Source organism: Vibrio sp. JPW-9-11-11 (assembly GCF_013369335.1).
In the GTDB taxonomy this organism is placed as follows: Bacteria; Pseudomonadota; Gammaproteobacteria; order Enterobacterales; family Vibrionaceae; genus Vibrio.
Genome location: NZ_SZQJ01000008.1, coordinates 155,186 through 178,739, shown reverse-complemented (window position 1 = coordinate 178,739; position 23,554 = coordinate 155,186). Strand labels below are relative to the sequence as shown.

17 protein-coding genes and 1 pseudogene are annotated in these 23,554 nt (G+C 47.2%); 13 read left to right on the top strand and 5 right to left on the bottom strand.

The window, feature by feature from the left end; all coding sequences use genetic code 11:
• The 9 genes and pseudogenes from tuf to rpoC form a co-directional block, all read left to right on the top strand.
• A pseudogene (tuf, locus tag FCU94_RS12340) lies at positions 1–244 on the top strand (elongation factor Tu); the annotation flags it as partial.
• Positions 245–517: 273 nt separating this feature from the next.
• Positions 518–898, top strand: coding sequence for a preprotein translocase subunit SecE (gene secE / locus FCU94_RS12335; RefSeq protein ID WP_176288820.1), 381 nt, complete (start codon positions 518–520; stop codon positions 896–898).
• A gap of 13 nt (positions 899–911) precedes the next feature.
• Positions 912–1,460: a transcription termination/antitermination protein NusG gene (nusG, locus tag FCU94_RS12330; RefSeq protein WP_049842777.1), complete on the top strand. Its 549-nt coding sequence runs from the start codon at positions 912–914 to the stop codon at positions 1,458–1,460.
• A 164-nt stretch (positions 1,461–1,624) separates the two neighbouring features.
• Positions 1,625–2,053, top strand: a complete 429-nt coding sequence (gene rplK, locus FCU94_RS12325; RefSeq protein WP_005384682.1) for a 50S ribosomal protein L11 — start codon at positions 1,625–1,627, stop codon at positions 2,051–2,053.
• A 4-nt stretch (positions 2,054–2,057) separates the two neighbouring features.
• Positions 2,058–2,759: a 50S ribosomal protein L1 gene (gene rplA, locus FCU94_RS12320; RefSeq protein WP_006878400.1), complete on the top strand. Its 702-nt coding sequence runs from the start codon at positions 2,058–2,060 to the stop codon at positions 2,757–2,759.
• Positions 2,760–3,050: 291 nt separating this feature from the next.
• Positions 3,051–3,545, top strand: a complete 495-nt coding sequence (rplJ, locus tag FCU94_RS12315; RefSeq protein ID WP_045954530.1) for a 50S ribosomal protein L10 — start codon at positions 3,051–3,053, stop codon at positions 3,543–3,545.
• Positions 3,546–3,602: 57 nt separating this feature from the next.
• A complete protein-coding gene (gene rplL / locus FCU94_RS12310) occupies positions 3,603–3,971 on the top strand; it encodes a 50S ribosomal protein L7/L12 (RefSeq protein WP_008078229.1) in 369 nt (122 codons plus the stop codon).
• A gap of 230 nt (positions 3,972–4,201) precedes the next feature.
• Positions 4,202–8,230, top strand: coding sequence for a DNA-directed RNA polymerase subunit beta (gene rpoB / locus FCU94_RS12305; RefSeq protein ID WP_176288819.1), 4,029 nt, complete (start codon positions 4,202–4,204; stop codon positions 8,228–8,230).
• Between the two features lie 74 nt (positions 8,231–8,304).
• Positions 8,305–12,507, top strand: a complete 4,203-nt coding sequence (gene rpoC, locus FCU94_RS12300; RefSeq protein ID WP_176288818.1) for a DNA-directed RNA polymerase subunit beta' — start codon at positions 8,305–8,307, stop codon at positions 12,505–12,507.
• Positions 12,508–12,778: 271 nt separating this feature from the next.
• Here rpoC and rsd read toward each other — a convergent pair whose 3' ends face one another.
• The gene (gene rsd / locus FCU94_RS12295) at positions 12,779–13,273 is read right to left on the bottom strand and encodes a sigma D regulator (RefSeq protein WP_176288817.1); all 495 of its coding nucleotides are present in this window, start codon (positions 13,271–13,273) and stop codon (positions 12,779–12,781) included.
• A 179-nt stretch (positions 13,274–13,452) separates the two neighbouring features.
• Between rsd and nudC the strand changes: the two genes are divergently transcribed.
• The 4 genes from nudC to FCU94_RS12275 all read left to right on the top strand — a co-directional run bounded on the left by nudC (position 13,453) and on the right by FCU94_RS12275 (position 17,348).
• The gene (nudC, locus tag FCU94_RS12290) at positions 13,453–14,238 is read left to right on the top strand and encodes an NAD(+) diphosphatase (RefSeq protein WP_176288816.1); all 786 of its coding nucleotides are present in this window, start codon (positions 13,453–13,455) and stop codon (positions 14,236–14,238) included.
• A 258-nt stretch (positions 14,239–14,496) separates the two neighbouring features.
• A complete protein-coding gene (gene hemE, locus FCU94_RS12285) occupies positions 14,497–15,564 on the top strand; it encodes a uroporphyrinogen decarboxylase (RefSeq protein ID WP_176288815.1) in 1,068 nt (355 codons plus the stop codon).
• A 105-nt stretch (positions 15,565–15,669) separates the two neighbouring features.
• Positions 15,670–16,305 (top strand): TetR/AcrR family transcriptional regulator, encoded by a 636-nt coding sequence (locus tag FCU94_RS12280; protein WP_176288814.1) that lies wholly within the window; start codon positions 15,670–15,672, stop codon positions 16,303–16,305.
• An 83-nt stretch (positions 16,306–16,388) separates the two neighbouring features.
• A complete protein-coding gene (locus FCU94_RS12275; protein ID WP_176288813.1) occupies positions 16,389–17,348 on the top strand; it encodes a DHHA1 domain-containing protein in 960 nt (319 codons plus the stop codon).
• A gap of 51 nt (positions 17,349–17,399) precedes the next feature.
• Here the strand turns inward: FCU94_RS12275 and FCU94_RS12270 are convergent, their stop codons facing one another.
• From FCU94_RS12270 to FCU94_RS12255, 4 genes are all read right to left on the bottom strand, one after another.
• On the bottom strand, positions 17,400–18,536 hold the full coding sequence (locus tag FCU94_RS12270) for a murein hydrolase activator EnvC family protein (protein ID WP_176288812.1): 1,137 nt from the start codon (positions 18,534–18,536) through the stop codon (positions 17,400–17,402).
• A 165-nt stretch (positions 18,537–18,701) separates the two neighbouring features.
• Complete coding sequence (gpmM, locus tag FCU94_RS12265; RefSeq protein ID WP_176288811.1) at positions 18,702–20,234, bottom strand: 2,3-bisphosphoglycerate-independent phosphoglycerate mutase; 1,533 nt, start codon at positions 20,232–20,234, stop codon at positions 18,702–18,704.
• Positions 20,235–20,474: 240 nt separating this feature from the next.
• Positions 20,475–21,362 (bottom strand): DMT family transporter, encoded by an 888-nt coding sequence (locus FCU94_RS12260; RefSeq protein WP_176288810.1) that lies wholly within the window; start codon positions 21,360–21,362, stop codon positions 20,475–20,477.
• Positions 21,363–21,434: 72 nt separating this feature from the next.
• Positions 21,435–23,315 (bottom strand): methyl-accepting chemotaxis protein, encoded by a 1,881-nt coding sequence (locus FCU94_RS12255; protein ID WP_176288809.1) that lies wholly within the window; start codon positions 23,313–23,315, stop codon positions 21,435–21,437.
• Positions 23,316–23,554: the final 239 nt, after the last annotated feature.

The window sequence follows — 23,554 nt, the reverse complement described above, 5'->3', positions numbered from 1 at the left end:
AGATGAAGGTGGTCGTCACACGCCATTCTTCAAAGGCTACCGTCCACAGTTCTACTTCCGTACAACTGACGTAACTGGTAACATCGAGCTACCAGAAGGCGTAGAAATGGTAATGCCAGGCGATAACATCAAGATGACTGTAGAACTAATCGCGCCAATCGCGATGGATGAAGGTCTACGTTTCGCAATCCGCGAAGGTGGCCGTACAGTTGGTGCTGGTGTTGTTGCTAAGATCTTCGACTAATTCTTAGGAATTAGCTAAAGTCTTCGGAAAATCTTGGAATAAGATTTGACGAACCAGTAGCAAAAAGGGCATCATTTGATGCCCTTTTTCTGCACTAAAGAAAATGGCTGCTGAATTGTTGTTCAAGCAGACGTTTTGCAGGTTTTTTGATCGCGGTGTTGCGTCTCGGTCAATAAAAGAGTACGTCAATTGTTTTAAATTGTCGTTTCATGGATTTGCCCTGCAACAGCGGGGTTGTTGTCGTCTATATTAAGACTTAGACAGGTTGGTTTTATGAAAGCAAATAATGCTGAAACTCCTGATAGCTCAAATAGCGCAGATATTTTTAAGTGGGTCATCACTTTTTCTCTGCTAGCTGCCGCTGTTGTGGGTAATTACCTGTATGGTGAAATGTCTGTAGTGCTTCGAGCTGCAGGTGTTGTTGTGCTAATCGCTGCGGCACTGGGTGCTGCTGCTACAACAACTAAAGGTAAAGCTGCGATCGAGTTTGCAAAAGAATCACGTATGGAAGTACGTAAAGTCGTTTGGCCTACCCGCCAAGAAACTATGCAAACTACGTTTATCGTTCTAGCTGTAAGTATTGTAATGGCTCTAGTGCTTTGGGGCATCGACGGCATTATGGTTCGTCTTGTTGCTCTAGCAACTGGGGTATAGAGGGTTTTAATTCATGAGTGAAGCTCCAAAAAAACGCTGGTATGTGGTTCAAGCCTTCTCTGGATTTGAAGGCCGTGTAGCCCAATCTCTTCGTGAGCATATCAAAATGCACGGCATGGAAGAGCTGTTTGGTGAAGTTCTTGTCCCTACTGAAGAAGTAGTGGAAATGCGTGCAGGTCAGCGTCGTAAGTCTGAGCGTAAGTTCTTCCCTGGTTACGTTCTAGTTCAGATGATTATGAACGATGAATCATGGCACCTAGTTCGCAGTGTGCCGCGTGTCATGGGCTTCATTGGTGGTACTTCTGATCGTCCGGCTCCTATCACAGATAAAGAAGCGGATGCGATCCTCAACCGTCTTGAGAAAGCAAGTGAAGCGCCTCGTCCACGTACTATGTACGAAGCGGGTGAAGTGGTTCGTGTGACTGACGGTCCATTTGCGGACTTCAACGGTACGGTTGAAGAAGTAGACTACGATAAGAGCCGCGTTAAGGTGTCTGTGTCGATCTTTGGTCGTGCTACACCGGTTGAGCTTGAATTTGGTCAGGTTGAAAAACTCGACTAAGACTCTTTACTGAAGAGTATAAAAAATCACCTTTTTAGGGTTGTATAAGGCGCGGATTATGACTATAATTTCGCGCCTTTTTACTTCTTCAGAAGTAAAAAGTTTTTGTTTTAACGGGGAGCTGATCAGTCGATTAGCGCTAGTACCCAAAATTAGGAATTATCATGGCTAAGAAAGTTGAAGCTTACATCAAGCTGCAAGTTGCTGCTGGTATGGCAAACCCAAGTCCACCGGTTGGTCCTGCACTAGGTCAACACGGTGTTAACATCATGGAATTCTGTAAAGCGTTTAACGCAAAAACAGAATCTATCGAGAAAGGTCTACCAACTCCAGTTGTTATCACAGTATACAGCGATCGTTCTTTCACGTTCGTAACTAAGACTCCACCTGCTGCAGTTCTTCTGAAGAAAGCCGCTGGCGTTAAGTCTGGTTCAGGTCGTCCAAACACTGAAAAAGTGGGTACTGTAACTGACGCTCAAATCCAAGAAATCGCAGAAACTAAAGCTGCTGATATGACTGGTGCTGACATCGAAGCAATGAAGCGTTCAATCGCTGGTACTGCTCGTTCAATGGGCCTAGTGGTAGAGGGTTAATAAGATGGCTAAACTAACTAAGCGCATGCGCGTAATCCGCGAAAAAGTTGACGTAACTAAAGAATACGAAATCAACGAAGCTGTGGCTCTTCTTCAAGAGCTAGCGACTGCTAAATTCGTTGAGTCTGTAGACGTTGCTGTTAACCTAGGCATCGATGCTCGTAAATCTGACCAGAACGTACGTGGTGCAACTGTACTACCTCACGGTACTGGCCGCGAAATCCGCGTTGCAGTGTTCACTCAAGGTGCAAACGCTGAAGCAGCTAAAGAAGCTGGCGCAGACATCGTTGGTATGGAAGATCTTGCTGAGCAAGTGAAGAAAGGCGAAATGAACTTCGACGTAGTTGTTGCTTCTCCAGATGCAATGCGCGTTGTAGGTCAACTAGGTACTATCCTAGGTCCTCGCGGTCTAATGCCAAACCCTAAAGTTGGTACTGTAACTCCTAACGTTGCTGAAGCGGTTAAGAACGCTAAAGCGGGTCAGGTTCGTTACCGTAACGACAAGAACGGCATCATCCACACAACTATCGGTAAAGCAAACTTCTCTGCTGAGCAGATCAAAGAGAACCTAGAAGCACTTCTAGTGGCTCTGAAGAAAGCTAAGCCGTCTTCTGCTAAGGGTACATTCCTGCAGAAGGTAAGCATCTCTACTACTATGGGTGCTGGTGTTGCTGTTGATCAGGGTAGCCTGAACACTCAAGCATAATTTATTTGCTTAGGCGCGAAATTAATGTATAATTTTGCGCCTAATATTTGTGGTTGGGGCTGAACTTTGGTTCATTAAATTCGTTTAGAATTTAGTCTGAATTATGACCCAGTCTCCGTCCAAGACCGTAGGTGTCTGTTTTCTAATAGACTTAATTTTCCTACGTAGATGGTGCCCGAACTGACAGAAAGCTCTATGTAAATAGTTACCTTTCTTCTGGGAAGCACCTCAATAGCTCTCACTGTTGTGATAATAGTGAGTGGTGTAACGACAACCAGGAGTAAATCCAAGATGGCTTTAAACCTTCAAGACAAAAAAGCAATTGTTGCTGAAGTCAACGAAGCTGCCAGTGGTGCACTTTCTGCAGTTGTAGCTGACTCTCGTGGCGTTGAAGTGGGCGCGATGACTTCTCTACGTAAACAAGCTCGTGAAGCTGGTGTTTATGTACGAGTTGTTCGTAACACTCTAATGCGTCGTGCGGTTGAAGGTACAGATTACGAGTGTCTAACTGACACTTTCACTGGTCCTACTCTAATCGCATTCTCTAACGAGCACCCAGGTGCTGCAGCGCGTCTTTTCAAAGACTTCGCTAAAGAGAACAAAGACTTCGAGATCAAAGCTGCTGCATTTGAAGGCGCGCTAACTGACGCTGAAGTACTAGCGACACTACCAACTTACGACGAAGCAATCGCACGCCTAATGATGTGCATGAAAGAAGCTTCTGCAGGCAAGCTGGTACGTACCTTCGCTGCTATCCGCGATCAAAAAGAAGAAGCTGCGGCGTAAGCCTTGCTTTTTTCTGGTTGCTTAATAAACTTATTGTTGATTTAAAAGAGAATTGTTATGTCTATTACTAACGAGCAAATCCTAGACGCAGTTGCAGAAATGTCTGTAATGCAAGTTGTTGAACTAATCGAAGCAATGGAAGAGAAATTCGGTGTTTCTGCTGCTGCTGCTGTTGTAGCTGGCGGCGCTGCTGCAGGCGAAGCTGCTGCTGAGCAAACTGAATTCGACGTAATCCTAGAATCTGCTGGCGGTAACAAAGTTGCTGTAATCAAAGCAGTACGTGGCGCAACTGGCCTAGGTCTTAAAGAAGCTAAAGCTCTAGTAGACGGCGCTCCTGCACCTCTTAAAGAAGGCGTAGAGAAAGACGAAGCTGAAGCTCTTAAAGCTCAGCTAGAAGAAGCTGGTGCAAGTGTTACTGTTAAGTAATTATTGCATAGTTTCTTAGCCTAACGGCTAATGGCTGGTGGTTTTATAACCACCGGCCTTTTTGCGCTGTAGGGGTAGGGTGATTTTTCCGCTGTTTGAGCCCCCATCCCTAGCAAAAAACAGTTCATTATCTCTTAATGAATTGTCACTACGATCAAACAGATATTTAGTCACTGTCTCATAACGACTGGAGACAGTTTGGGTCACTTATCAGCGAGCTGAGGAACCCCATGGTTTACTCTTATACCGAGAAAAAGCGCATCCGTAAGGACTTTGGTACTCGTCCACAAGTGTTGGACATTCCATACCTGCTATCGATCCAGCTCGATTCGTTCGAAAAATTCATCGAACAGGATCCTGAAGGTCAATACGGTCTTGAAGCTGCTTTCCGTTCTGTATTTCCAATTCAGAGCTACAACGGCAATTCCGAGCTGCAATACGTTAGCTACCGTCTTGGTGAGCCAGTTTTTGACGTTAAAGAATGTCAAATTCGCGGCGTAACTTACTCAAAACCACTACGCGTAAAACTACGCTTAGTTATTTTTGATAAAGACGCGCCAGCAGGTACTGTAAAAGACATTAAAGAACAAGAAGTCTACATGGGCGAAATTCCGCTTATGACAGACAATGGTACCTTCGTAATTAACGGTACCGAGAGGGTTATCGTATCCCAGCTGCACAGAAGCCCAGGCGTTTTCTTCGACAGCGATAAGGGTAAGACCCACTCGTCAGGTAAAGTTCTATATAACGCACGTGTTATTCCTTACCGTGGTTCATGGCTTGATTTCGAGTTTGACCCTAAGGATAACCTATACGTTCGTATCGACCGTCGTCGTAAGCTTCCAGCTTCGATCATTCTGCGCGCTCTAGGTAAGACGTCAGAAGAGATCCTAGATATCTTCTTCGAGAAGATTAACTTCGAAGTGAAAGATCAAACTCTATTGATGGAGTTGGTGCCTGATCGTCTGCGTGGTGAAACTGCGTCATTCGATATCGAAGCAGATGGCAAAGTTTACGTTGAAACAGGTCGTCGTGTAACCGCTCGCCATATCCGTCAACTTGAAAAAGATGGCGTTGATCATATCGAAGTACCGGTTGAGTACATCGTAGGCAAAGTGGCATCGAAAGATTACATCAACGAAGCGACTGGCGAGATCATCGTTGCAGCTAACCAAGAGATTTCTCTTGAAGCACTAGCAAATCTTTCTCAAGCTGGCCATAAAGCGCTAGAAGTTCTGTTTACGAACGATCTAGACCACGGTCCTTTCATGTCAGAAACACTACGTATCGACAGCACGGTTGATCGTATTTCTGCTTTGGTAGAAATCTACCGCATGATGCGCCCTGGCGAGCCACCAACGAAAGAAGCCGCTGAAGCTCTATTCGAAAGCTTATTCTTCTCTGAAGAGCGTTATGATCTATCGACTGTTGGTCGTATGAAGTTTAACAGCTCTATCGAACGTGAAGATGCTATCGATCAAGGCACACTTGATGAAACTGATATCATCGAAGTGATGAAGAAGCTTATCGCTATCCGTAACGGCATCGGTGAAGTGGACGATATCGACCACCTAGGTAACCGTCGTATCCGTTCTGTAGGCGAAATGGCAGAAAACCAATTCCGCGTTGGTCTAGTACGTGTTGAACGTGCGGTTAAAGAGCGCCTAAGCCTTGGTGACCTTGATGCAATCATGCCTCAAGACCTAATCAACGCTAAGCCTATCTCTGCTGCGGTTAAAGAATTCTTTGGCTCTTCACAGCTGTCTCAGTTCATGGACCAAAACAACCCGCTTTCAGAAGTCACGCACAAGCGTCGTATTTCTGCATTGGGTCCTGGCGGTCTGACTCGTGAACGTGCTGGCTTCGAAGTACGTGACGTACACGTAACTCACTACGGTCGTCTATGTCCTATCGAAACGCCGGAAGGTCCAAACATCGGTCTGATCAACTCTCTATCTGCGTTTGCGCGCTGTAACGAGTACGGTTTCCTAGAGACTCCATACCGTCGCGTAGTAGATGGTGTAGTAACAGACGAAGTCGATTACCTATCTGCTATTCAAGAAGGTCAGTACGTTATCGCTCAGGCGAACACGGTTCTGACTGAAGAAGGCACATTTGCTGAAGAGCTAATCACAGCTCGTCAGAAAGGTGAATCTGGCCTGCACCCACGCGAACATGTTGACTACATGGACGTTGCAACTAACCAGGTTGTATCTATCGCTGCATCGCTTATCCCGTTCCTAGAACACGATGATGCGAACCGTGCATTGATGGGTGCGAACATGCAACGTCAGGCAGTTCCAACACTGAAAGCTGATAAGCCTCTAGTTGGTACTGGTATCGAACGTAACATCGCGGTTGACTCTGGTGTTACAGCGGTAGCGAAACGTGGTGGTGTTATCCAGTCTGTAGATGCTTCTCGTATCGTTGTTAAAGTGAACGAAGACGAGCTAGTACCAGGTGAAGCTGGTATCGATATCTACAACCTAACTAAATACACTCGTTCTAACCAAAACACGTGTATCAACCAGCGTCCATGTGTGATGCCGGGTGAACCAGTCGCACGTGGTGACGTTCTTGCTGACGGTCCTTCAACAGACCTTGGTGAACTAGCGCTTGGTCAGAACATGCGTATCGCGTTCATGCCTTGGAACGGTTACAACTTCGAAGACTCGATCTTAGTATCTGAGCGCGTAGTTCAAGAAGACCGTTTCACGACTATCCACATTCAAGAGCTGTCTTGTGTGGCGCGTGATACTAAGCTTGGTGCTGAAGAGATCACTGCTGACATTCCAAACGTAGGTGAGTCTGCCCTGTCTAAACTAGACGAGTCAGGTATCGTTTACATTGGTGCAGAAGTGAAAGGCGGTGACATCCTTGTAGGTAAAGTAACGCCTAAAGGTGAAACTCAGCTAACGCCTGAAGAGAAGCTACTACGTGCAATCTTCGGTGAGAAAGCATCAGACGTTAAAGATACGTCTCTACGCGTACCAAACTCAGTGTCAGGTACCATCATCGACGTTCAAGTATTTACTCGTGACGGTGTTGAAAAAGACAAACGTGCACTTGAAATCGAACAGATGCAGCTGAAAGAAGCGAAGAAAGACCTGACTGAAGAATTCCAGATTCTTGAGGGTGGCCTTCTAAACCGTGTTAAAGCTGTACTCATCGACGGTGGTTACACTGAAGCGAAACTCGATGCTATCGATCGTAAGAAGTGGTTAGAGCTAACGCTTGAAGACGATGCTCAACAGACTCAGCTAGAGCAACTAGCAGAGCAGTATGACGAGCTGCGTGCAGATTTCGATAAGAAGTTTGAAACTAAGCGTCGTAAGATCACACAAGGTGATGATCTAGCGCCAGGCGTACTGAAGATCGTTAAAGTTTACCTAGCGGTTAAACGTCGCATCCAGCCTGGTGATAAGATGGCGGGTCGTCACGGTAACAAGGGTGTAATCTCTAAGATCAACCCTGTTGAAGACATGCCTTACGATGAAAAAGGTCAGCCTGTCGACATCGTACTTAACCCACTGGGTGTACCTTCGCGTATGAACATCGGTCAGATCCTAGAAGTACACTTAGGTCTGGCAGCGAAAGGTATCGGTGACAAGATCAACCAGATGGTGAAAGAGCAGCAAGAGCTCGCTAAGTTCCGCGACTTCCTACAGAAAGTCTACGATCTTGGTGAAACGCGCCAGAAAGTAGACATCGCGTCTCTATCTGATGACGAAGTTCGTACGCTAATCAGCAACCTCCGTGGCGGTCTACCGATTGCAACGCCGGTATTCGATGGTGCTAACGAGACATCAATCAAAGAGCTACTGAAACTAGGTGACCTACCAGAATCTGGTCAGCTAACGCTGTTTGATGGTCGCACAGGTGATGCGTTTGAGCGTCCTGTAACTGTTGGTTACATGTACATGCTGAAACTGAACCACCTTGTTGATGACAAGATGCACGCTCGTTCGACGGGTTCGTACAGCCTAGTAACTCAGCAACCACTTGGTGGTAAAGCTCAGTTCGGTGGTCAGCGTTTCGGTGAGATGGAAGTATGGGCACTTGAAGCTTACGGTGCTGCTTACACGCTACAAGAAATGCTAACTGTTAAGTCGGATGACGTTAACGGCCGTACTAAGATGTACAAGAACATCGTAGACGGTAACCACAGCATGGAACCTGGTATGCCAGAATCGTTCAACGTACTGTTGAAAGAGATTCGCTCGCTAGGTATCAACATCGAGCTAGAAGACGAAGAGTAATCCCACGGGATTATTTGGTAGAAGGTGCTCACTTTTGCGGGTGAGCTCCTTTTAACTCCTTACAGGAGCTGATTGTGAAAGACTTATTAAACTTTCTAAAAGCGCAGCATAAGACCGAAGAATTTGATGCAATCAAAATCGGTCTATCTTCACCAGACATGATCCGTTCATGGTCTTTCGGTGAAGTTAAAAAACCTGAAACGATCAACTATCGTACGTTCAAGCCTGAGCGTGATGGTCTGTTTTGTGCGCGTATCTTTGGTCCAGTAAAAGACTACGAATGTCTTTGTGGCAAATACAAGCGTCTAAAACACCGTGGCGTTATCTGTGAGAAGTGTGGCGTTGAAGTTACACAAACTAAAGTTCGTCGTGACCGCATGGGCCACATCGAGCTTGCTTCACCAGTTGCTCACATCTGGTTCCTAAAATCGCTACCGTCTCGTATCGGTCTACTGATGGATATCCCTCTACGTGATATCGAACGTGTTCTTTACTTCGAAATGTACGTAGTCACTGAACCAGGTATGACAGATCTAGAAAAATCTCAGATGCTGACTGAAGAAGAGTATCTAGATCGTCTAGAAGAGTGGGGTGATGAATTCACGGCTAAGATGGGTGCAGAAGCGATCAAAGACCTACTTGCGTCTATGGATCTGCCTGCTGAAATCGAAGAGATGCGTGAAGAGCTTCAGTCTACTAACTCAGAGACTAAGCGTAAGAAGATCACTAAACGTCTGAAGCTAGTTGAAGCGTTCGTTCAATCGGGTAACAACCCAGAGTGGATGATCCTAACTGTGCTTCCGGTACTTCCGCCAGATCTACGTCCTCTAGTACCACTAGATGGCGGTCGCTTCGCGACGTCTGATCTGAACGACCTATACCGTCGCGTCATCAACCGTAACAACCGTTTGAAGCGTCTACTAGAGCTAGCGGCTCCGGACATCATCGTACGTAACGAAAAACGTATGCTGCAAGAGTCTGTTGATGCACTTCTAGATAACGGTCGTCGCGGTCGTGCGATCACAGGTTCGAACAAGCGTCCTCTGAAATCTCTTGCTGATATGATCAAGGGTAAACAAGGTCGTTTCCGTCAGAACCTTCTAGGTAAGCGTGTAGACTACTCTGGCCGTTCTGTAATCACAGTAGGTCCATACCTTCGCCTACACCAGTGTGGTCTTCCTAAGAAGATGGCACTTGAGCTATTCAAGCCATTTATCTACAGCAAACTAGAGACTCGTGGCCTAGCGACGACAATCAAAGCGGCTAAGAAGATGGTAGAGCGCGAAGAAGCGATCGTTTGGGATATCCTAGACGAAGTTATCCGCGAACACCCAGTACTATTGAACCGTGCACCTACACTTCACCGTCTAGGTATCCAGGCGTTCGAACCAGTACTAATCGAAGGTAAAGCGATTCAGCTACACCCACTTGTGTGTGCGGCGTACAACGCGGACTTCGATGGTGACCAAATGGCGGTTCACGTGCCTCTAACTCTAGAAGCACAGCTTGAAGCTCGTACTCTGATGATGTCGACAAACAACATTCTGTCGCCAGCATCGGGCGATCCGATTATCGTACCTTCTCAGGACGTGGTATTGGGTCTTTACTACATGACTCGTGACAAGATCAACGTGAAAGGCGAAGGTATGTACCTTGCTAGCCCAGCTGAGGCTGAGAAGGCATACCGCACTAAGACGGCTGAGCTGCATGCTCGCGTTAAAGTTCGCATCACTGAGACCGTTGTTGACGAAGATGGCAACAGCACAACAGAGACCAAGTTGGTTGATACCACTATCGGTCGTGCAATGCTATGGCAAATCGTGCCTCAAGGCCTACCTTACAGCATCGTTAACCAAAAACTAGGTAAGAAGCAGATTTCTAACCTACTTAACGAGGCATACCGTAAGCTTGGTTTGAAAGACACGGTAATTTTTGCTGACCAAATCATGTACACAGGTTTTGCTTACGCGGCACTATCTGGTGTGTCTGTTGGTATCGACGATATGGTTGTACCAGACGCTAAGTACACTGAAATCTCTGAAGCAGAAGAAGAAGTTCGCGAAATTCAAGAACAGTACCAATCTGGTCTTGTAACAGCGGGTGAGCGCTACAACAAAGTGATCGATATTTGGGCATCGACCAACGATCGCGTAGCTAAGTTGATGATGGAAAATCTATCTTCTGAAACCGTGGTTAACCGCGACGGTGAAGAAGAGCAGCAAGAGTCATTCAACAGCATCTACATGATGGCCGACTCGGGCGCTCGTGGTTCTGCAGCGCAGATTCGTCAGCTAGCGGGTATGCGTGGTCTGATGGCGCGTCCAGATGGTTCAATCATCGAAACGCCGATCACCGCGAACTTTAAAGAAGGTCTAAACGTACTTCAGTACTTTATCTCAACGCACGGTGCTCGTAAGGGTCTTGCGGATACGGCACTGAAAACAGCGAACTCGGGTTACCTAACTCGTCGTCTAGTAGACGTTGCTCAAGACGTAGTTGTACACGAGCATGACTGTGGCACCCACGAAGGTGTTGACATGATGCCGCACATCGAAGGTGGTGACGTTAAAGTTGCACTTTCTGAGCTTGCACTAGGTCGTGTTGTCGCTGAAGACGTTCTTAAGCCAGGTACAGACGAAGTTCTTATTCCACGTAACACCTTGATCGATGAGAAATGGTGTCAAATCATGGAAGAGAACTCAGTTGACCGCATGAAAGTGCGCTCTGTAGTTACCTGTGATGCAGACTTCGGTTGTTGTGCACAGTGTTACGGTCGTGACCTAGCACGTGGTCACCTAGTGAACCAAGGTGAAGCAGTGGGTGTTATTGCTGCTCAGTCTATCGGTGAACCGGGTACACAGCTTACGATGCGTACGTTCCACATCGGTGGTGCAGCTTCGACTGCAGCGGCTGAGAACAGCATCCAAGCGAAGACAACAGGTACGGTTAAGCTACACAACGCTAAGTTCGTAACCAACAAAGATAAGAAGCTTGTTATCACTTCTCGTGCATCTGAACTAACCATCATTGATGAGTTCGGCCGTACCAAAGAGAAGCACAAACTTCCTTACGGTTCTCTATTGACCAAAGGTAACAACGACGCAGTTGAAGCCGGCGAAACAGTGGCGAACTGGGAAGCGCACACCATGCCAATCATCACTGAAGTGGCTGGTCGCATCCAATTTGTGGACATGATCGACGGTGTAACAGTTTCTCGTCAAACAGATGACCTAACCGGTCTATCTTCAAGCGAAGTAACGGAAGCGGCTGCGCGCCCTGCAGCAGGTAAAGATATGCGTCCAGCTATCAAGCTTGTTGATGAGCAAGGCAATGATGTAACGATTCCTGGTACTGATATGCCAGCTCACTACTTCTTGCCTGGTAAAGCTATCGTGAATATCGAAGACGGCGCAGAAGTGGGTGTGGGTGATACGCTTGCACGTATTCCTCAGAAGTCTGGCGGTAACAAAGATATCACCGGTGGTCTACCACGCGTTGCTGACCTATTCGAAGCACGTAAGCCGAAAGAGCCTGCGATCCTTGCTGAGCACACAGGTACTGTGAGCTTTGGTAAAGAGACGAAAGGTAAGCGTCGTCTCGTGATCACTCGTGAGGGTGGCGATACATACGAAGAGATGATTCCTAAGCATCGTCAGCTTAACGTGTTCGAAGGCGAGAAAGTGGAACGTGGTGATGTGATCGCCGATGGTCCAGAGTCTCCACATGACATCTTGCGTCTACGTGGTATCCACGCAGTGACTCAATACATCGCGAACGAAGTTCAAGAAGTATACCGTCTGCAAGGCGTTAAGATTAACGATAAGCACATCGAAACTATCGTTCGTCAGATGCTACGCAAATGTACGATTACTCACGCTGGTGACTCTGAGTTCCTAGCGGGCGAGCAAGTAGAATACGCGAACGTTAAGATTGCTAACCGTGCTCTAGAAGCTGAAGGTAAAGAGCCTGCACGCTTCGAACGTGAACTATTAGGTATCACTAAAGCGTCGCTAGCAACTGAATCGTTCATCTCTGCGGCATCGTTCCAGGAGACAACTCGCGTATTAACAGAAGCGGCAGTTTCTGGTAAGCGTGATGAGTTACGTGGTCTGAAAGAAAACGTCATTGTAGGTCGTCTAATTCCTGCAGGTACGGGTTTCGCTTACCACCAAGATCGTCAAGCGAAACGTGCAGAAGAGCAAGAAGGTCCTTCAGCTGAACAAGCGACTGACAATCTTGCAGCGCTGCTAAACGCTGGTTTTTCTGCGGATGAATAATCCTGCCGACGAATAATCGTTGAGTAAGCAATGAGAAAAGGCACCTTCGGGTGCCTTTTTTGTTTCTGGAGAGAAAGAATGAGTGACGCTCGGATGGCGAACTGTGATGCTGGGCCATAGGTACCTATCGCTATGGGACACATCGAGTTGCGCTATCCTGCAACCTATGCGGCGTTATCTGCTCCCGCTTCAGTCGTACTCAGAAGTGTGTTCATAAAAAAGGTCGACGTTCACACGTCGACCTTCTCAACTCTTTAACTATTCACTAGGTCTATGCGCCGGGCGGCACTGCTAGGCTATCGGCAATCAATTGAATTAGGTGATCTTCGACTTCAAAGCGCGCTTCAATGATCTCGCCGATGAGCGATAGATCGCTGTCGAATGACTCAAGATCATCATCTTCACTGACATCGGCGTATTTATCGGTAAAGTCGAGTAAAGGTTCGGTGGTAAGGACGATTTGGCCGTAGGTATGGTTAATATCATCAGTCGCTTCAAACCCAGTTGCACGCCACTTATCCATCACCATATCGTAGATCTTAAAGTGACCTTCTGAGATGTAATCAACTAAGTGCTGACAAAAATTCTGTAATTCGGCAGGAGTCGGAAGGGAAGAGAGAGCTTGTTTAGATGAACAGGGTTTCAGTGCGGCGAGTTTGCAATACTCAATGATCAATGACTGTCTGGTTTCAAGCCAGTGGTCGATGACTTCACTTGAGCCACCCCATTGTTCTTGTGTTTTTTTAAATTTATTTAGCATGACCATATCCTCATGATCGGATCACAACTCCGGTGATCGTAAAGCTTTGAATAGCAAAGCACATACAGAGATATAACCTCTTGTCCTTACTAAAATTTATAGTCGTAAATTTACGTCACTACAAACTCTGGTATGAATTTAGATTGCCAGTAAAATAGAACAACTGCAAGCGATGAGGGGAGCTCATGTTAAAGAAAGGTGACATAAACCGTACCAAGGCGGCGTATTGGTGTGTGGTATCAGGAAGTGATATTTGGTTAGATCAAGGTCAACTGCCATTTGCGAGTGCAGAGTCGTTAGACTTGCCTTATCAATCTGCGGTAGAGGTTGGTTATTACCAAGGTCACCCAGTGATGTGGCTGAATGAATCGGAAGTCGAACAAGAGCTGAAGTTAAGCTCTTTACGAGACTGTTTGAATGTCGAATCTGAGCTTTTTTTATTGATGAGTAAAGCGGTTCAGTATGGTCACATGAGTCAAACTCTGCGTTTTTGTCCTCAATGCGGTGGTCGCAATTACCTTAACCACAATCAACTTGCGATGCAGTGCAGTGATTGTCGAACGCTACACTATCCAAGAATTTTCCCGTGTATTATTGTCGCGGTCAGAAAACAGCACCAGATCCTCTTGGCGCAGCACCCTCGTCATCGCAACGGTATGTATACCGTGATTGCTGGCTTCCTTGAAGTGGGAGAAACCCTTGAGCAATGTGTCGCCCGTGAGGTCAAAGAAGAGACAGGTATCGAAGTGATTAACATTCGCTATTTCGGTAGCCAGCCTTGGGCTTTTCCGTCGAGTATGATGATGGGGTTTGTTGCTGATTACCTATCGGGGCAGTTAAAGCCCGATTATAGTGAGTTGAGTGATGCTCGTTGGTTCACAATCGACGCACTGCCACCCGTTGCCCCTCAAGGCACAATCGCCCGCGAATTGATCGAACATACGATTGAACAAATAAAGCTATCTTGCTGAAAATAAGTAAAAAAAACCCTCCAGAAGGAGGGGGTAAGTAAGATGTCGTTATGAGATGCCAAGCACGAAGTGCTCGGTTTATAATTGTAGTTTTCGCTAGCAAACAAATTTTTAACACTGATACTGGGTGGGTGCAAATTAAGCACTGATTTAAAAGTTAATAACATGATCTAGGTTGCAAAGCACACCGCTTTTGCGAGCCAAACAGTGTTAGAATACCCGCCATAAAAAAGTAAGCCTAATAATTGGAAGAACGGAATGACTGAATTAAAAAATGACCGCTATCTTCGCGCGTTACTAAAGCAGCCAGTTGATTACACCCCAGTATGGATGATGCGCCAAGCGGGTCGCTATTTACCAGAATACAAAGCGACGCGCGCACAAGCTGGCGACTTTATGTCGTTGTGCAAGAACGCAGAGCTCGCGTCGGAAGTGACTTTACAGCCGCTGCGCCGTTTTCCTCTTGATGCAGCGATTTTATTTTCAGACATTTTGACTATCCCAGATGCGATGGGACTGGAGCTGCGTTTTGCTGCCGGTGAAGGCCCTGTGTTTGATAAACCGATCACGTGTAAAGCCGATGTCGAGAAAATTGGTATCCCAGATCCAGAAGGCGAGCTGCAATACGTGATGAACGCGGTGCGTCAGATCCGCAAAGACCTTAATGGTGATGTGCCCTTGATTGGTTTCTCAGGTAGCCCGTGGACACTGGCAACCTACATGGTTGAAGGTGGCAGCTCAAAAGCCTTCACTAAGATCAAAAAGATGATGTATGCCGAGCCACAAACGCTGCACCTACTTCTCGATAAGTTGGCAGACAGTGTGATTGAGTATCTTAACGCGCAAATTAAAGCGGGTGCTCAATCGGTGATGGTGTTTGATACTTGGGGTGGTGTACTGACTCCACGCGACTACAATCTGTTCTCACTGCAATACATGCACAAAATTGTTGATGGTCTGATTCGTGAGAACGATGGTCGCCGCGTTCCTGTGACTCTGTTCACTAAGAACGGCGGTATGTGGCTGGAGCAAATCGCCGCGACGGGGTGTGATGCAGTCGGTCTAGACTGGACAATCAACATCCAAGATGCGGTTCAGCGTATCGGTGATAAAGTGGCACTGCAAGGTAACATGGACCCGTCCATGCTATATGCTTCTCCAGAGCGTATTCGTGAAGAAGTGGCGACTATCCTGGAAGGATTCGGTGACGCAGGAACTGGTCACGTATTTAACTTAGGTCACGGTATCCACTTAGATGTGCCACCAGAGAATGCTGGTGTGTTTGTCGAAGCGGTGCACGAGTTATCTAAGCCATACCACAAATAACTGAGTAATCAATGAAAAGCGCCTGATATGACCAGGCGCTTTTTTATTATCGGTTATACTCATGGTTCCACCGCCGTTAGATAGATTAGGGAATACGGATTATTCATGAAAACTCGCGACAAGATAGTGCTGGCCGCACTGGAATTATTTAATCAGCACGGTGAGCGTAATATCACCACCAATCACATTGCTGCGTATATCGATATCAGTCCGGGCAATCTGTATTACCATTTTCGCAATAAACAAGAGATCGTACGTGAGATCTTTGCTTTGTATTCTAACGAGTTACTTGAACGCTTTACCCCAATTCAAGGTCAGCAAGAGAGCTTAGTATTACTTAAGCGCTATTTGGACTCGATTTTTACTCTGATGTGGAAGTATCGTTTTTTCTACGCCAACTTACCTGAAATTCTTCAGCGTGATGAAGACTTACACGACGAGTACATTAAAGTTCAAGAAAAACTGCAGGGTAACTTGATCAACATTATGCGTGCCTTCGTCAGCTTGGAGCTCGTGACTGTCGATGACAGTGAACTTAAGTCGTTGGTGAAAACGCTGCATATGATCGCGTCGAGCTGGCTGGGTTACCAGGCGGCAATGTCGCCGAAAACCCAAATTTCTGAGCAAGTGATCCACCAAGGCATGTTACAGATGATCTCGGTTATGAAGCCGAGAGCCACCACGCAGGGTCTAGAGCAGCTCCAGTTGTTAGAAGACGGTGTGAAAGCGATCCACGCGTAACTACCTAAGATATAACCAATTCAAATTGTCCCTTGTCGGCTTACCCATTAAAGTATTGCTAACAACTTTAATGGGTTTTTGTTATGCACTACGACGTTTTTAATGGCGATGCTGACGGCATTATTGCTTTGCTACAGCTGCGATTGGCTGAGCCGAAAGTTTCAACTTTGGTGACAGGGGTTAAGCGCGATATCCACTTGCTAGATAGATTGGCTGTTGAGCCCGGCGATTCTGTTGTTGTCCTAGATATCTCGATGCATAAGAACAAAGCCGCACTAGAAAAAATATTAGCGGTAGGGGCGCAGGTTTTTTACGCCGACCACCATCAGTCTGGCGACATTCCTCAACACTCTCACTTACAGGCTCATATTGATCTCGATGCCAATACCTGCACCGCACTGATCATCGATAAGTTACTTAATGGTCGTTATCGACTATGGGCGATAACGGCGGCGTATGGTGATAACTTGATTGACACTGCCGACCAGTTGGCCGATGAGGCGGGATTAAGCGCAGAGCAAAAAGCGCAATTAAAAGAGCTGGGTACGTTAATCAACTACAACGGCTATGGCGCGAAGTTAGCAGACCTTCACTTTGATCCCGCTAACTTGTTTTCCCAGCTTTTGGCCTATGATGATCCGTTTGCGGTTATTGCTGATCCCAACTCCCCCTTTCAAGCATTGTCTGCAGCGTTTAAAACCGATATGGGTCAAGCGATGGCCATAGCGCCTCATTATCAAAGTGAAAGGTTGACGGTCTTTGAATTGCCTAACCAGGCTTTTTCGCGACGAGTCAGTGGTGTGTATGGCAATGCGCTCGCCAATCGGTCTCCACACTCAGCACATGCGGTATTGACCGAGAATAGCGATGGCACCTACACCGTGTCACTACGAGCACCTTTGCAAAACAAACAAGGTGCAGGGGATATTTGTGCTCAGTTTCCTAGTGGCGGAGGGCGGGCAGCCGCTGCAGGGGTCAATGCATTACCGAAACAGCAGCTAAGCGCATTTATTGAGGAGGTCGAGCAGTACTACCGCGACTAAAGGATTGAACTCGGCAGGGGGCCGCGAATTTGGAATAGTCTACGACAAGTGTTAGCGGGTTAGCCAGCTTTTCGGGTTTTGAGTTTTACTATTGCGTCGAATTTCAAAGTAGAGCGAGGGCTGAGGTTGTCCCCCTGTATCACCAGCTAGTGCAATGGTTTCACCTTTAGTGACTTTGTCGCCCTCTTTTTTCAGTAGACTTTGGTTGAAGCCGTAAAGCGTCATATCGCCTTTGCCGTGGTCGAGCAGTACCACTAACCCGTAACCGCGTAAATAGTCAGCAAAAACCACCGTCCCCGAGTAAACAGACTTAACTGCTTGACCATAATTGGCATCGATCACCATGCCTTTCCAATTGATCTGCCCTGTCTGGCGAGACCCATAATGGTGGAGGATTTTGCCTTTCAATGGCCAAGATAATTTGCCTTTCTGTCGCGCTAAGCCATCCATAGGTACAGCATTGCGTTTAGCCGCTTTGGCGATTTCTGCTTTGAGGCGTGTTTCATTGCGCTGCAACTCTGACAAATACACTTTGTCATTTGAAATACTGCGGCGAATCTTAGACACGGTCCCTTTGCGTTGTGATTGCGCTTTGGCTAATTGATCGCGCTTTTGGGTTTGCTGGGTAAGCAAAGTGGTGATCTGCTGCTTTTCTAGCTCAAGCTGTTCACGGCTATTCGCCAGTTCTGCTACCACTCGCTCTAATTCAGCGATAGTCACGGTTCGTTGTTTGGCTAAGTGCTGAAAATACTGACTAATTCGGTCTTCTTCGACGCCTTGGTTAAGGATTTTACTCGATGATTTGGCACGCTGGGTGACGTAGTAGGTTTGCAGCAGCTCGGCCAGCTTGTCGCTTTGTTGGCGTTTTTTCTGTGCCAGTTGCGCCACTTTGTTTTCGAGATTGGCAATATTGCTATTGGTGTTAGCCAGAGAGCGTTTGGTTTGCTTAATTTCGTTCTCTAAGCGATTGATCGTGATCTCTTGGCTTTTCAGCGATTGTTGTAGCGTGTCTAACTGCTTTTTTTGTGTCGACAATGACTGTTTTTGGCGTGATATTTCGCCACTGACACCTTTGAGCTCATCATTACTGGCAGCGTAGCTAGGAGCTAATGAACAGGCGGAAAGTATCAGTCCGAGAGCAAAACATGTTTTGCTTACTGAGCGTATCCGGTTTGCAATCACCACCATTGAACAAGGCTTTCCTAACATCTTGAGAGGGAATCAGTATACCCAAACCTTTGATCGAGAAGAAAGAGGAAAGTCAAAACTTGTGCTCCTGTGAACGCTTGTCCATAAAAAAGCCCAAGCATAGGCTCGGGCTCAATAACTCAAGTTGGGATATTCTGATTAGGTTTATTTAACCAGAACTTCGCCCGTCATCTCTGCAGGGATCTCTAGGCCAGTCAGAGACAGCATAGTAGGAGCTAGGTCAGACAGTTTACCGCCTTGTTTAAACTCAACCGCTTTGTCACCCACGTAGATGAGAGGTACTGGCAGGTTAGTGTGCGCAGTGTGTGTACCACCAGTTTCTGGGTCTACCATCATTTCAGCGTTACCGTGGTCAGCGGTGATCAGCATCTGACCGCCTACTTCTTCGATAGCCGCAACAACTTTACCTACACAGGCATCTACCGCTTCAATGGCTTTTTCAGCCGCTTCATAAACGCCAGTGTGACCCACCATATCTGGGTTCGGGTAGTTACAGATGATAGTGTCGTACTTGCCTGACTTAATCGCAGCAACCATCTTCTCTGTTAGCTCTTCAGAGCTCATCTCAGGTTGTAGGTCGTATGTCGCGACTTTTGGCGAAGCAACAAGTTGACGCTCCTCACCTTCAAATTCTGATTCAACCCCACCGTTGAAGAAGAAAGTGACGTGTGCGTATTTTTCTGTTTCAGAGATACGTAGCTGAGTTTTACCTTGCTTAGATAGCCACTCACCGTAAGTGTTCTCAAGAGACGCTGGTGGGAAGGCAATGGCCAGAGGAATATCAGCAGCGTATTGCGTTAGCATTACGAAGTTGATCGCTGGGAATACTGCACGCTCGAAGCCATCAAATGCAGGGACGAAAGTACGCGTGATTTGACGCGCACGGTCAGCACGGTAGTTCATAAAGATTACCGCATCGCCATCTTGGATAGCCGCGTCGTCTTGGCCTTCCGCTTTAATCGCCGTCGCTTTCACGAACTCATCGTTCTCTTCACGAGCATAAGCGGCTTCAAGACCAGCAACGGCAGAGTCGTACGTGAATTCTGCTTTCGCTTGAGTCAGGAGGTCGTAAGCCACTTGAACGCGATCCCAGTTGTTGTCGCGGTCCATAGCGTAGTAACGACCCACTAGAGAAGCGACACGGCCTTTGCCTAGTTTGGCGAATAGATCTTGGAAGCGCTGTAGAGAGCCTTCAGCGCTGCGTGGCGGTGTGTCACGACCATCTAGGAAGCAGTGTAGATAAATTTTCTCTGCGCCACGTGCAGCTGCCATTTCAACGGCGGCGTAAATGTGGTCTTCGTGTGAGTGTACGCCACCTGGAGACATCAGCCCCATGATGTGTACTGCTTTCTCAGCTTTCACCGCTGCGTCGATAGCTTCCACCAACGCTGGCGTTTTAGCGAACTCGCCGTCAGCGATAGATTTAGTAATACGTGTCAGGTCTTGGTATACAACACGACCTGCGCCAATGTTAGTGTGGCCAACTTCCGAGTTACCCATCTGACCGTCAGGCAGACCAACATCCATGCCAGAAGCAGAGATTAGAGTATTTGGTTTGTTTGCAAACAAGCTATCCAATACAGGAGTTTTCGCGTTAGCGATTGCATTGCTTGCTGTATCTTCACGGTGTCCGTAACCGTCAAGAATAACTAGAGCCATTGGCTTCTTAGCTGTCATAGTGATGACCTCGTCAAATTTCAAAGTAACTTTAGAAACAAAATTAGCGTAATTTTACTACACTTTGTAACCAAAACTGTAGGTTAAGATCAAATATTGTGTGCGAAATATCGTTGTTATCTTTCACTATGCTCACGGTTGCTGAGTGTTTACTGCACCTTGTTACACGATCAAAACACCACCATTTTGGCATCTGATAGACAAAAATAAACCGGTTTGTGCCTATTAATATGATAGTGATTAACCCACTAGGATTCCGGTTCCGCTGACCGCTAGTATGGCGCCGATCCAAGCAAAGCGGTTGGGACGTTTGCCCGAGTAGACCCATAGTATAGGCAACAACATAATCGGTGTGGTAGAAGAGAGTAGGGCGACCATGCCGACATTACCCTGCTTGAGGGCGTAGAGGATCAGTGTCATACCGACCGCCATGGCAAGAAAGCCGTTGATGGCGGTGATCGAGAATATCTTGATAGTCATGGGTTGGGTGGCGCGAGCAAGTTTGGCCCCACTGATAAATAACAAGCAATGCGCCGCGAAGGCGGTCATCATGCGTATGGCTGATGCGGCAACAGGATCTATCTCCGTCAGCATAATGGGCTTGGCAATGATGCCGCCCAGAGCCTGACAAAGTGCCGCGACCAGACCAAGACTTATCCCGATCCAGACATTGCCTTTTACCGCTTCCAATTGGTTGGCTGATTGGCCTTTACGACCAAAGAAAATGGCGGTCAATACCCCTGAGAAAACCAGCAAGGCCCCAAGCAGTTCTAGCTTGGTCATGGTTTCGCTAAACAGGAAGTAACCTAGAATGGCGGAAAAAACCGCATGACAAGAGAACAGCAAACCTGCTTGCCGCGGCCCCATGCGATTGAGACAGGCAAAGAGAGCCGTGTCACCAATAAAAATACCGACCACTCCCGAGAGCATCATCGCCGAAATCGCGGTTGTTTCAACACTTGACCAGCCGCCAGTCACAAGCGCCATTGTGCCAAGAATGACCGAAGTACACCCCATACGCCAACGGCTATAAGCAAAAGTACCAAGATGTTGGGCAGGAACCACCGAGAGGAGACTGGCAACCGCCCAAAGAAAAGCCGCTGCCAGTGCCAGCCATTCATAACCCATCGACACGATTTCCTTGTGAGTAGGGAACAATAATGGCTGACAATATGCATCAAAAATACGTTAAAACAAACCTTAAACTTTAAAGCGTCCGACCTCCTCACGCATGGTCTGAGCTGAATTGCGCATATTATCGGCGCTTTGACTGCTTTGAACCGCTTGTCCCGCGAGGGTGTCCGAGGCGTCTTTGATCCCTTGTGTGTTGCGGCTGATGTCTTCGCTCACTGCGCGTTGTTCTTCGGCTGCGCTAGCAATTTGCAGCGCCATATCATTGATTTCAGTGATCGCATCGGTAATTCGGCCCAAGCTTTCTGCAGCTTGCTGAGCGTAGTTGACGCTGGTATCCGCCAGTGAGGTGCTGGTCTGCATGCTGTTGACCGCTTGCTTGGTATTGGTCTGCAGCGTTTCAATCATATTGCGAATTTCTTCTGTTGACCCATGGGTCCGTTGACTGAGTACTCTGACTTCATCGGCAACCACGGCAAAACCGCGCCCTTGTTCTCCGGCTCGAGCCGCTTCAATCGCTGCATTGAGTGCTAGTAGGTTAGTCTGCTCGGCGATTTCCTGAATGGTCGACAAGATTTGGTTGATGCTTTGTGTGTTATTTTCCAGCTCAGAAATAACACCAGCCGCTGCCGTCACTTGATCGGCCAGTTCGACGATCGCTTGGCGGTTTTTCTGGATCACTTGTTGACCATCTTGGCAGGCCAAGGAGGAGGTCTGCGAGGCGTTGGCGGTCAGCTCTGCGTGACTTGCAACCTCTGCGGCGGTGGCCGACATTTGGTGAATGGCAGTCGCGATCTGGTTGACGTCATTTTGCTGCACTTCGACTTGATGAGAAGATTGCTGCGAGAGTTGATTGGCTTGGATCGCTTGAGCCGCAAGGGTTTCGCTATGCTGAATAATTCCGCTTATCATCGCTTGCATTTGGGCTAAGAATTGATTGACATGTTCGGCCACTTCACCAATCTCATCACGGCGTTTGATCTCAACACGTTGGGTTAAATCGCCTTCGCCTTTGGATAATTGCTGTAAGGAAAGCGAAAGGTCTTGAAGCGGCTTTAACAGCTTAGTGATGGTGTAAGTGCTGACCGTGGCAATCACTAGATACAAAATGATAGAGGCCAATGCCGTGAACTGGATCTGTTCACTGACCGAGGCAAATGCAAGCGTTTTGTCGACCACAATACCGAGTGACCAATCGGTTGAAGGGACGTTGATCATGTAAACCAGCTTGTCACCCTGATTAGGCCAGCTGATGGTTGAAATCGTGGCATCGCTGATCAGAGATTGGATTTTGTTCGCGGTCAACACAGGGTTAAGTTCCGTCACCGGCTTTTGACTTAGCTTTTCATCTTGGTAGGCGACAATATTGTTGTTGCCGTCGACCAAGAAAGTAAAACCATCGTTGTCGAGGGTGACATTGAGGACTTGGTCGATGATATTGGTGACCGTTAAATCGGCCGCTAGCACGCCGGGTTGCTGTCCGGAAAATGCTTTGGCAAAGCTGACCACAATACTGCCATCAAAGTCTTGATAAGGCTCAGTTAAGATTAATCCTGACGCTTTCATTGCATCTTGATACCAAGGGCGAGTTCTCGGGTCATAATCCGCTGGCCAGTCTTCGCTTGGGTCGCCATAGGCAATGGAGCCATCCTCAAAGCCCGCGTACACAGAGAGAAAGTCACCTGCCCGTTTGGTGACCAGCATTTCACGCTGTGGGTCGCTTGATTCTGAGATGACCTTTTCATTGGCCAGCATCATGTCACTGCGTATGTCTAGCCAGTCGCTAATATAGCGTGCCGTCGCATGGCTGACATTGGCCATTTCGCTGTTTAGCGCGGCCGAGGTTTCATTCTTGAGTTGGCTTACGGATATCCAAGCTTGAACGCCACTTACGATGGCGATAACGATTGCAATCGCAACCTGCATTTTGAGTTTGATGGTATTTCTCATTGCCTTTCCTTTAGTTACGAGACAATAAATCGAGAAAGCGGTCGCTGGGAGCACCTGTCTGTAGCTGTATAGCGACAAATGGAAACGTACCGCTGAATGTTATTGTTCACATGAATGAGTGAAGCGGATCTTATTGTTATTATTCAGCAGATATTATATACACATCACAGGTAAAGGGTTGATCCATGTAGGGAAACTAGGATTTGTAGTGTAGGAGCAATGAAGTACTTGAACAAAAT

Bases quoted from the DNA above. Each gene is read 5' to 3' on its own strand.
- secE (WP_176288820.1), top strand. From the start codon at position 518: ATGAAAGCAAATAATGCTGAAACTCCTGATAGCTCAAATAGCGCAGAT.
- nusG (WP_049842777.1), top strand. From the start codon at position 912: ATGAGTGAAGCTCCAAAAAAACGCTGGTATGTGGTTCAAGCCTTCTCT.
- rplK (WP_005384682.1), top strand. From the start codon at position 1,625: ATGGCTAAGAAAGTTGAAGCTTACATCAAGCTGCAAGTTGCTGCTGGT.
- rplA (WP_006878400.1), top strand. From the start codon at position 2,058: ATGGCTAAACTAACTAAGCGCATGCGCGTAATCCGCGAAAAAGTTGAC.
- rplJ (WP_045954530.1), top strand. From the start codon at position 3,051: ATGGCTTTAAACCTTCAAGACAAAAAAGCAATTGTTGCTGAAGTCAAC.
- rplL (WP_008078229.1), top strand. From the start codon at position 3,603: ATGTCTATTACTAACGAGCAAATCCTAGACGCAGTTGCAGAAATGTCT.
- rpoB (WP_176288819.1), top strand. From the start codon at position 4,202: ATGGTTTACTCTTATACCGAGAAAAAGCGCATCCGTAAGGACTTTGGT.
- rsd (WP_176288817.1), bottom strand. From the start codon at position 13,273: ATGGTCATGCTAAATAAATTTAAAAAAACACAAGAACAATGGGGTGGC.
- nudC (WP_176288816.1), top strand. From the start codon at position 13,453: ATGTTAAAGAAAGGTGACATAAACCGTACCAAGGCGGCGTATTGGTGT.
- hemE (WP_176288815.1), top strand. From the start codon at position 14,497: ATGACTGAATTAAAAAATGACCGCTATCTTCGCGCGTTACTAAAGCAG.
- FCU94_RS12280 (WP_176288814.1), top strand. From the start codon at position 15,670: ATGAAAACTCGCGACAAGATAGTGCTGGCCGCACTGGAATTATTTAAT.
- FCU94_RS12275 (WP_176288813.1), top strand. From the start codon at position 16,389: ATGCACTACGACGTTTTTAATGGCGATGCTGACGGCATTATTGCTTTG.
- FCU94_RS12270 (WP_176288812.1), bottom strand. From the start codon at position 18,536: ATGGTGGTGATTGCAAACCGGATACGCTCAGTAAGCAAAACATGTTTT.
- gpmM (WP_176288811.1), bottom strand. From the start codon at position 20,234: ATGACAGCTAAGAAGCCAATGGCTCTAGTTATTCTTGACGGTTACGGA.
- FCU94_RS12260 (WP_176288810.1), bottom strand. From the start codon at position 21,362: ATGGGTTATGAATGGCTGGCACTGGCAGCGGCTTTTCTTTGGGCGGTT.
- FCU94_RS12255 (WP_176288809.1), bottom strand. From the start codon at position 23,315: ATGAGAAATACCATCAAACTCAAAATGCAGGTTGCGATTGCAATCGTT.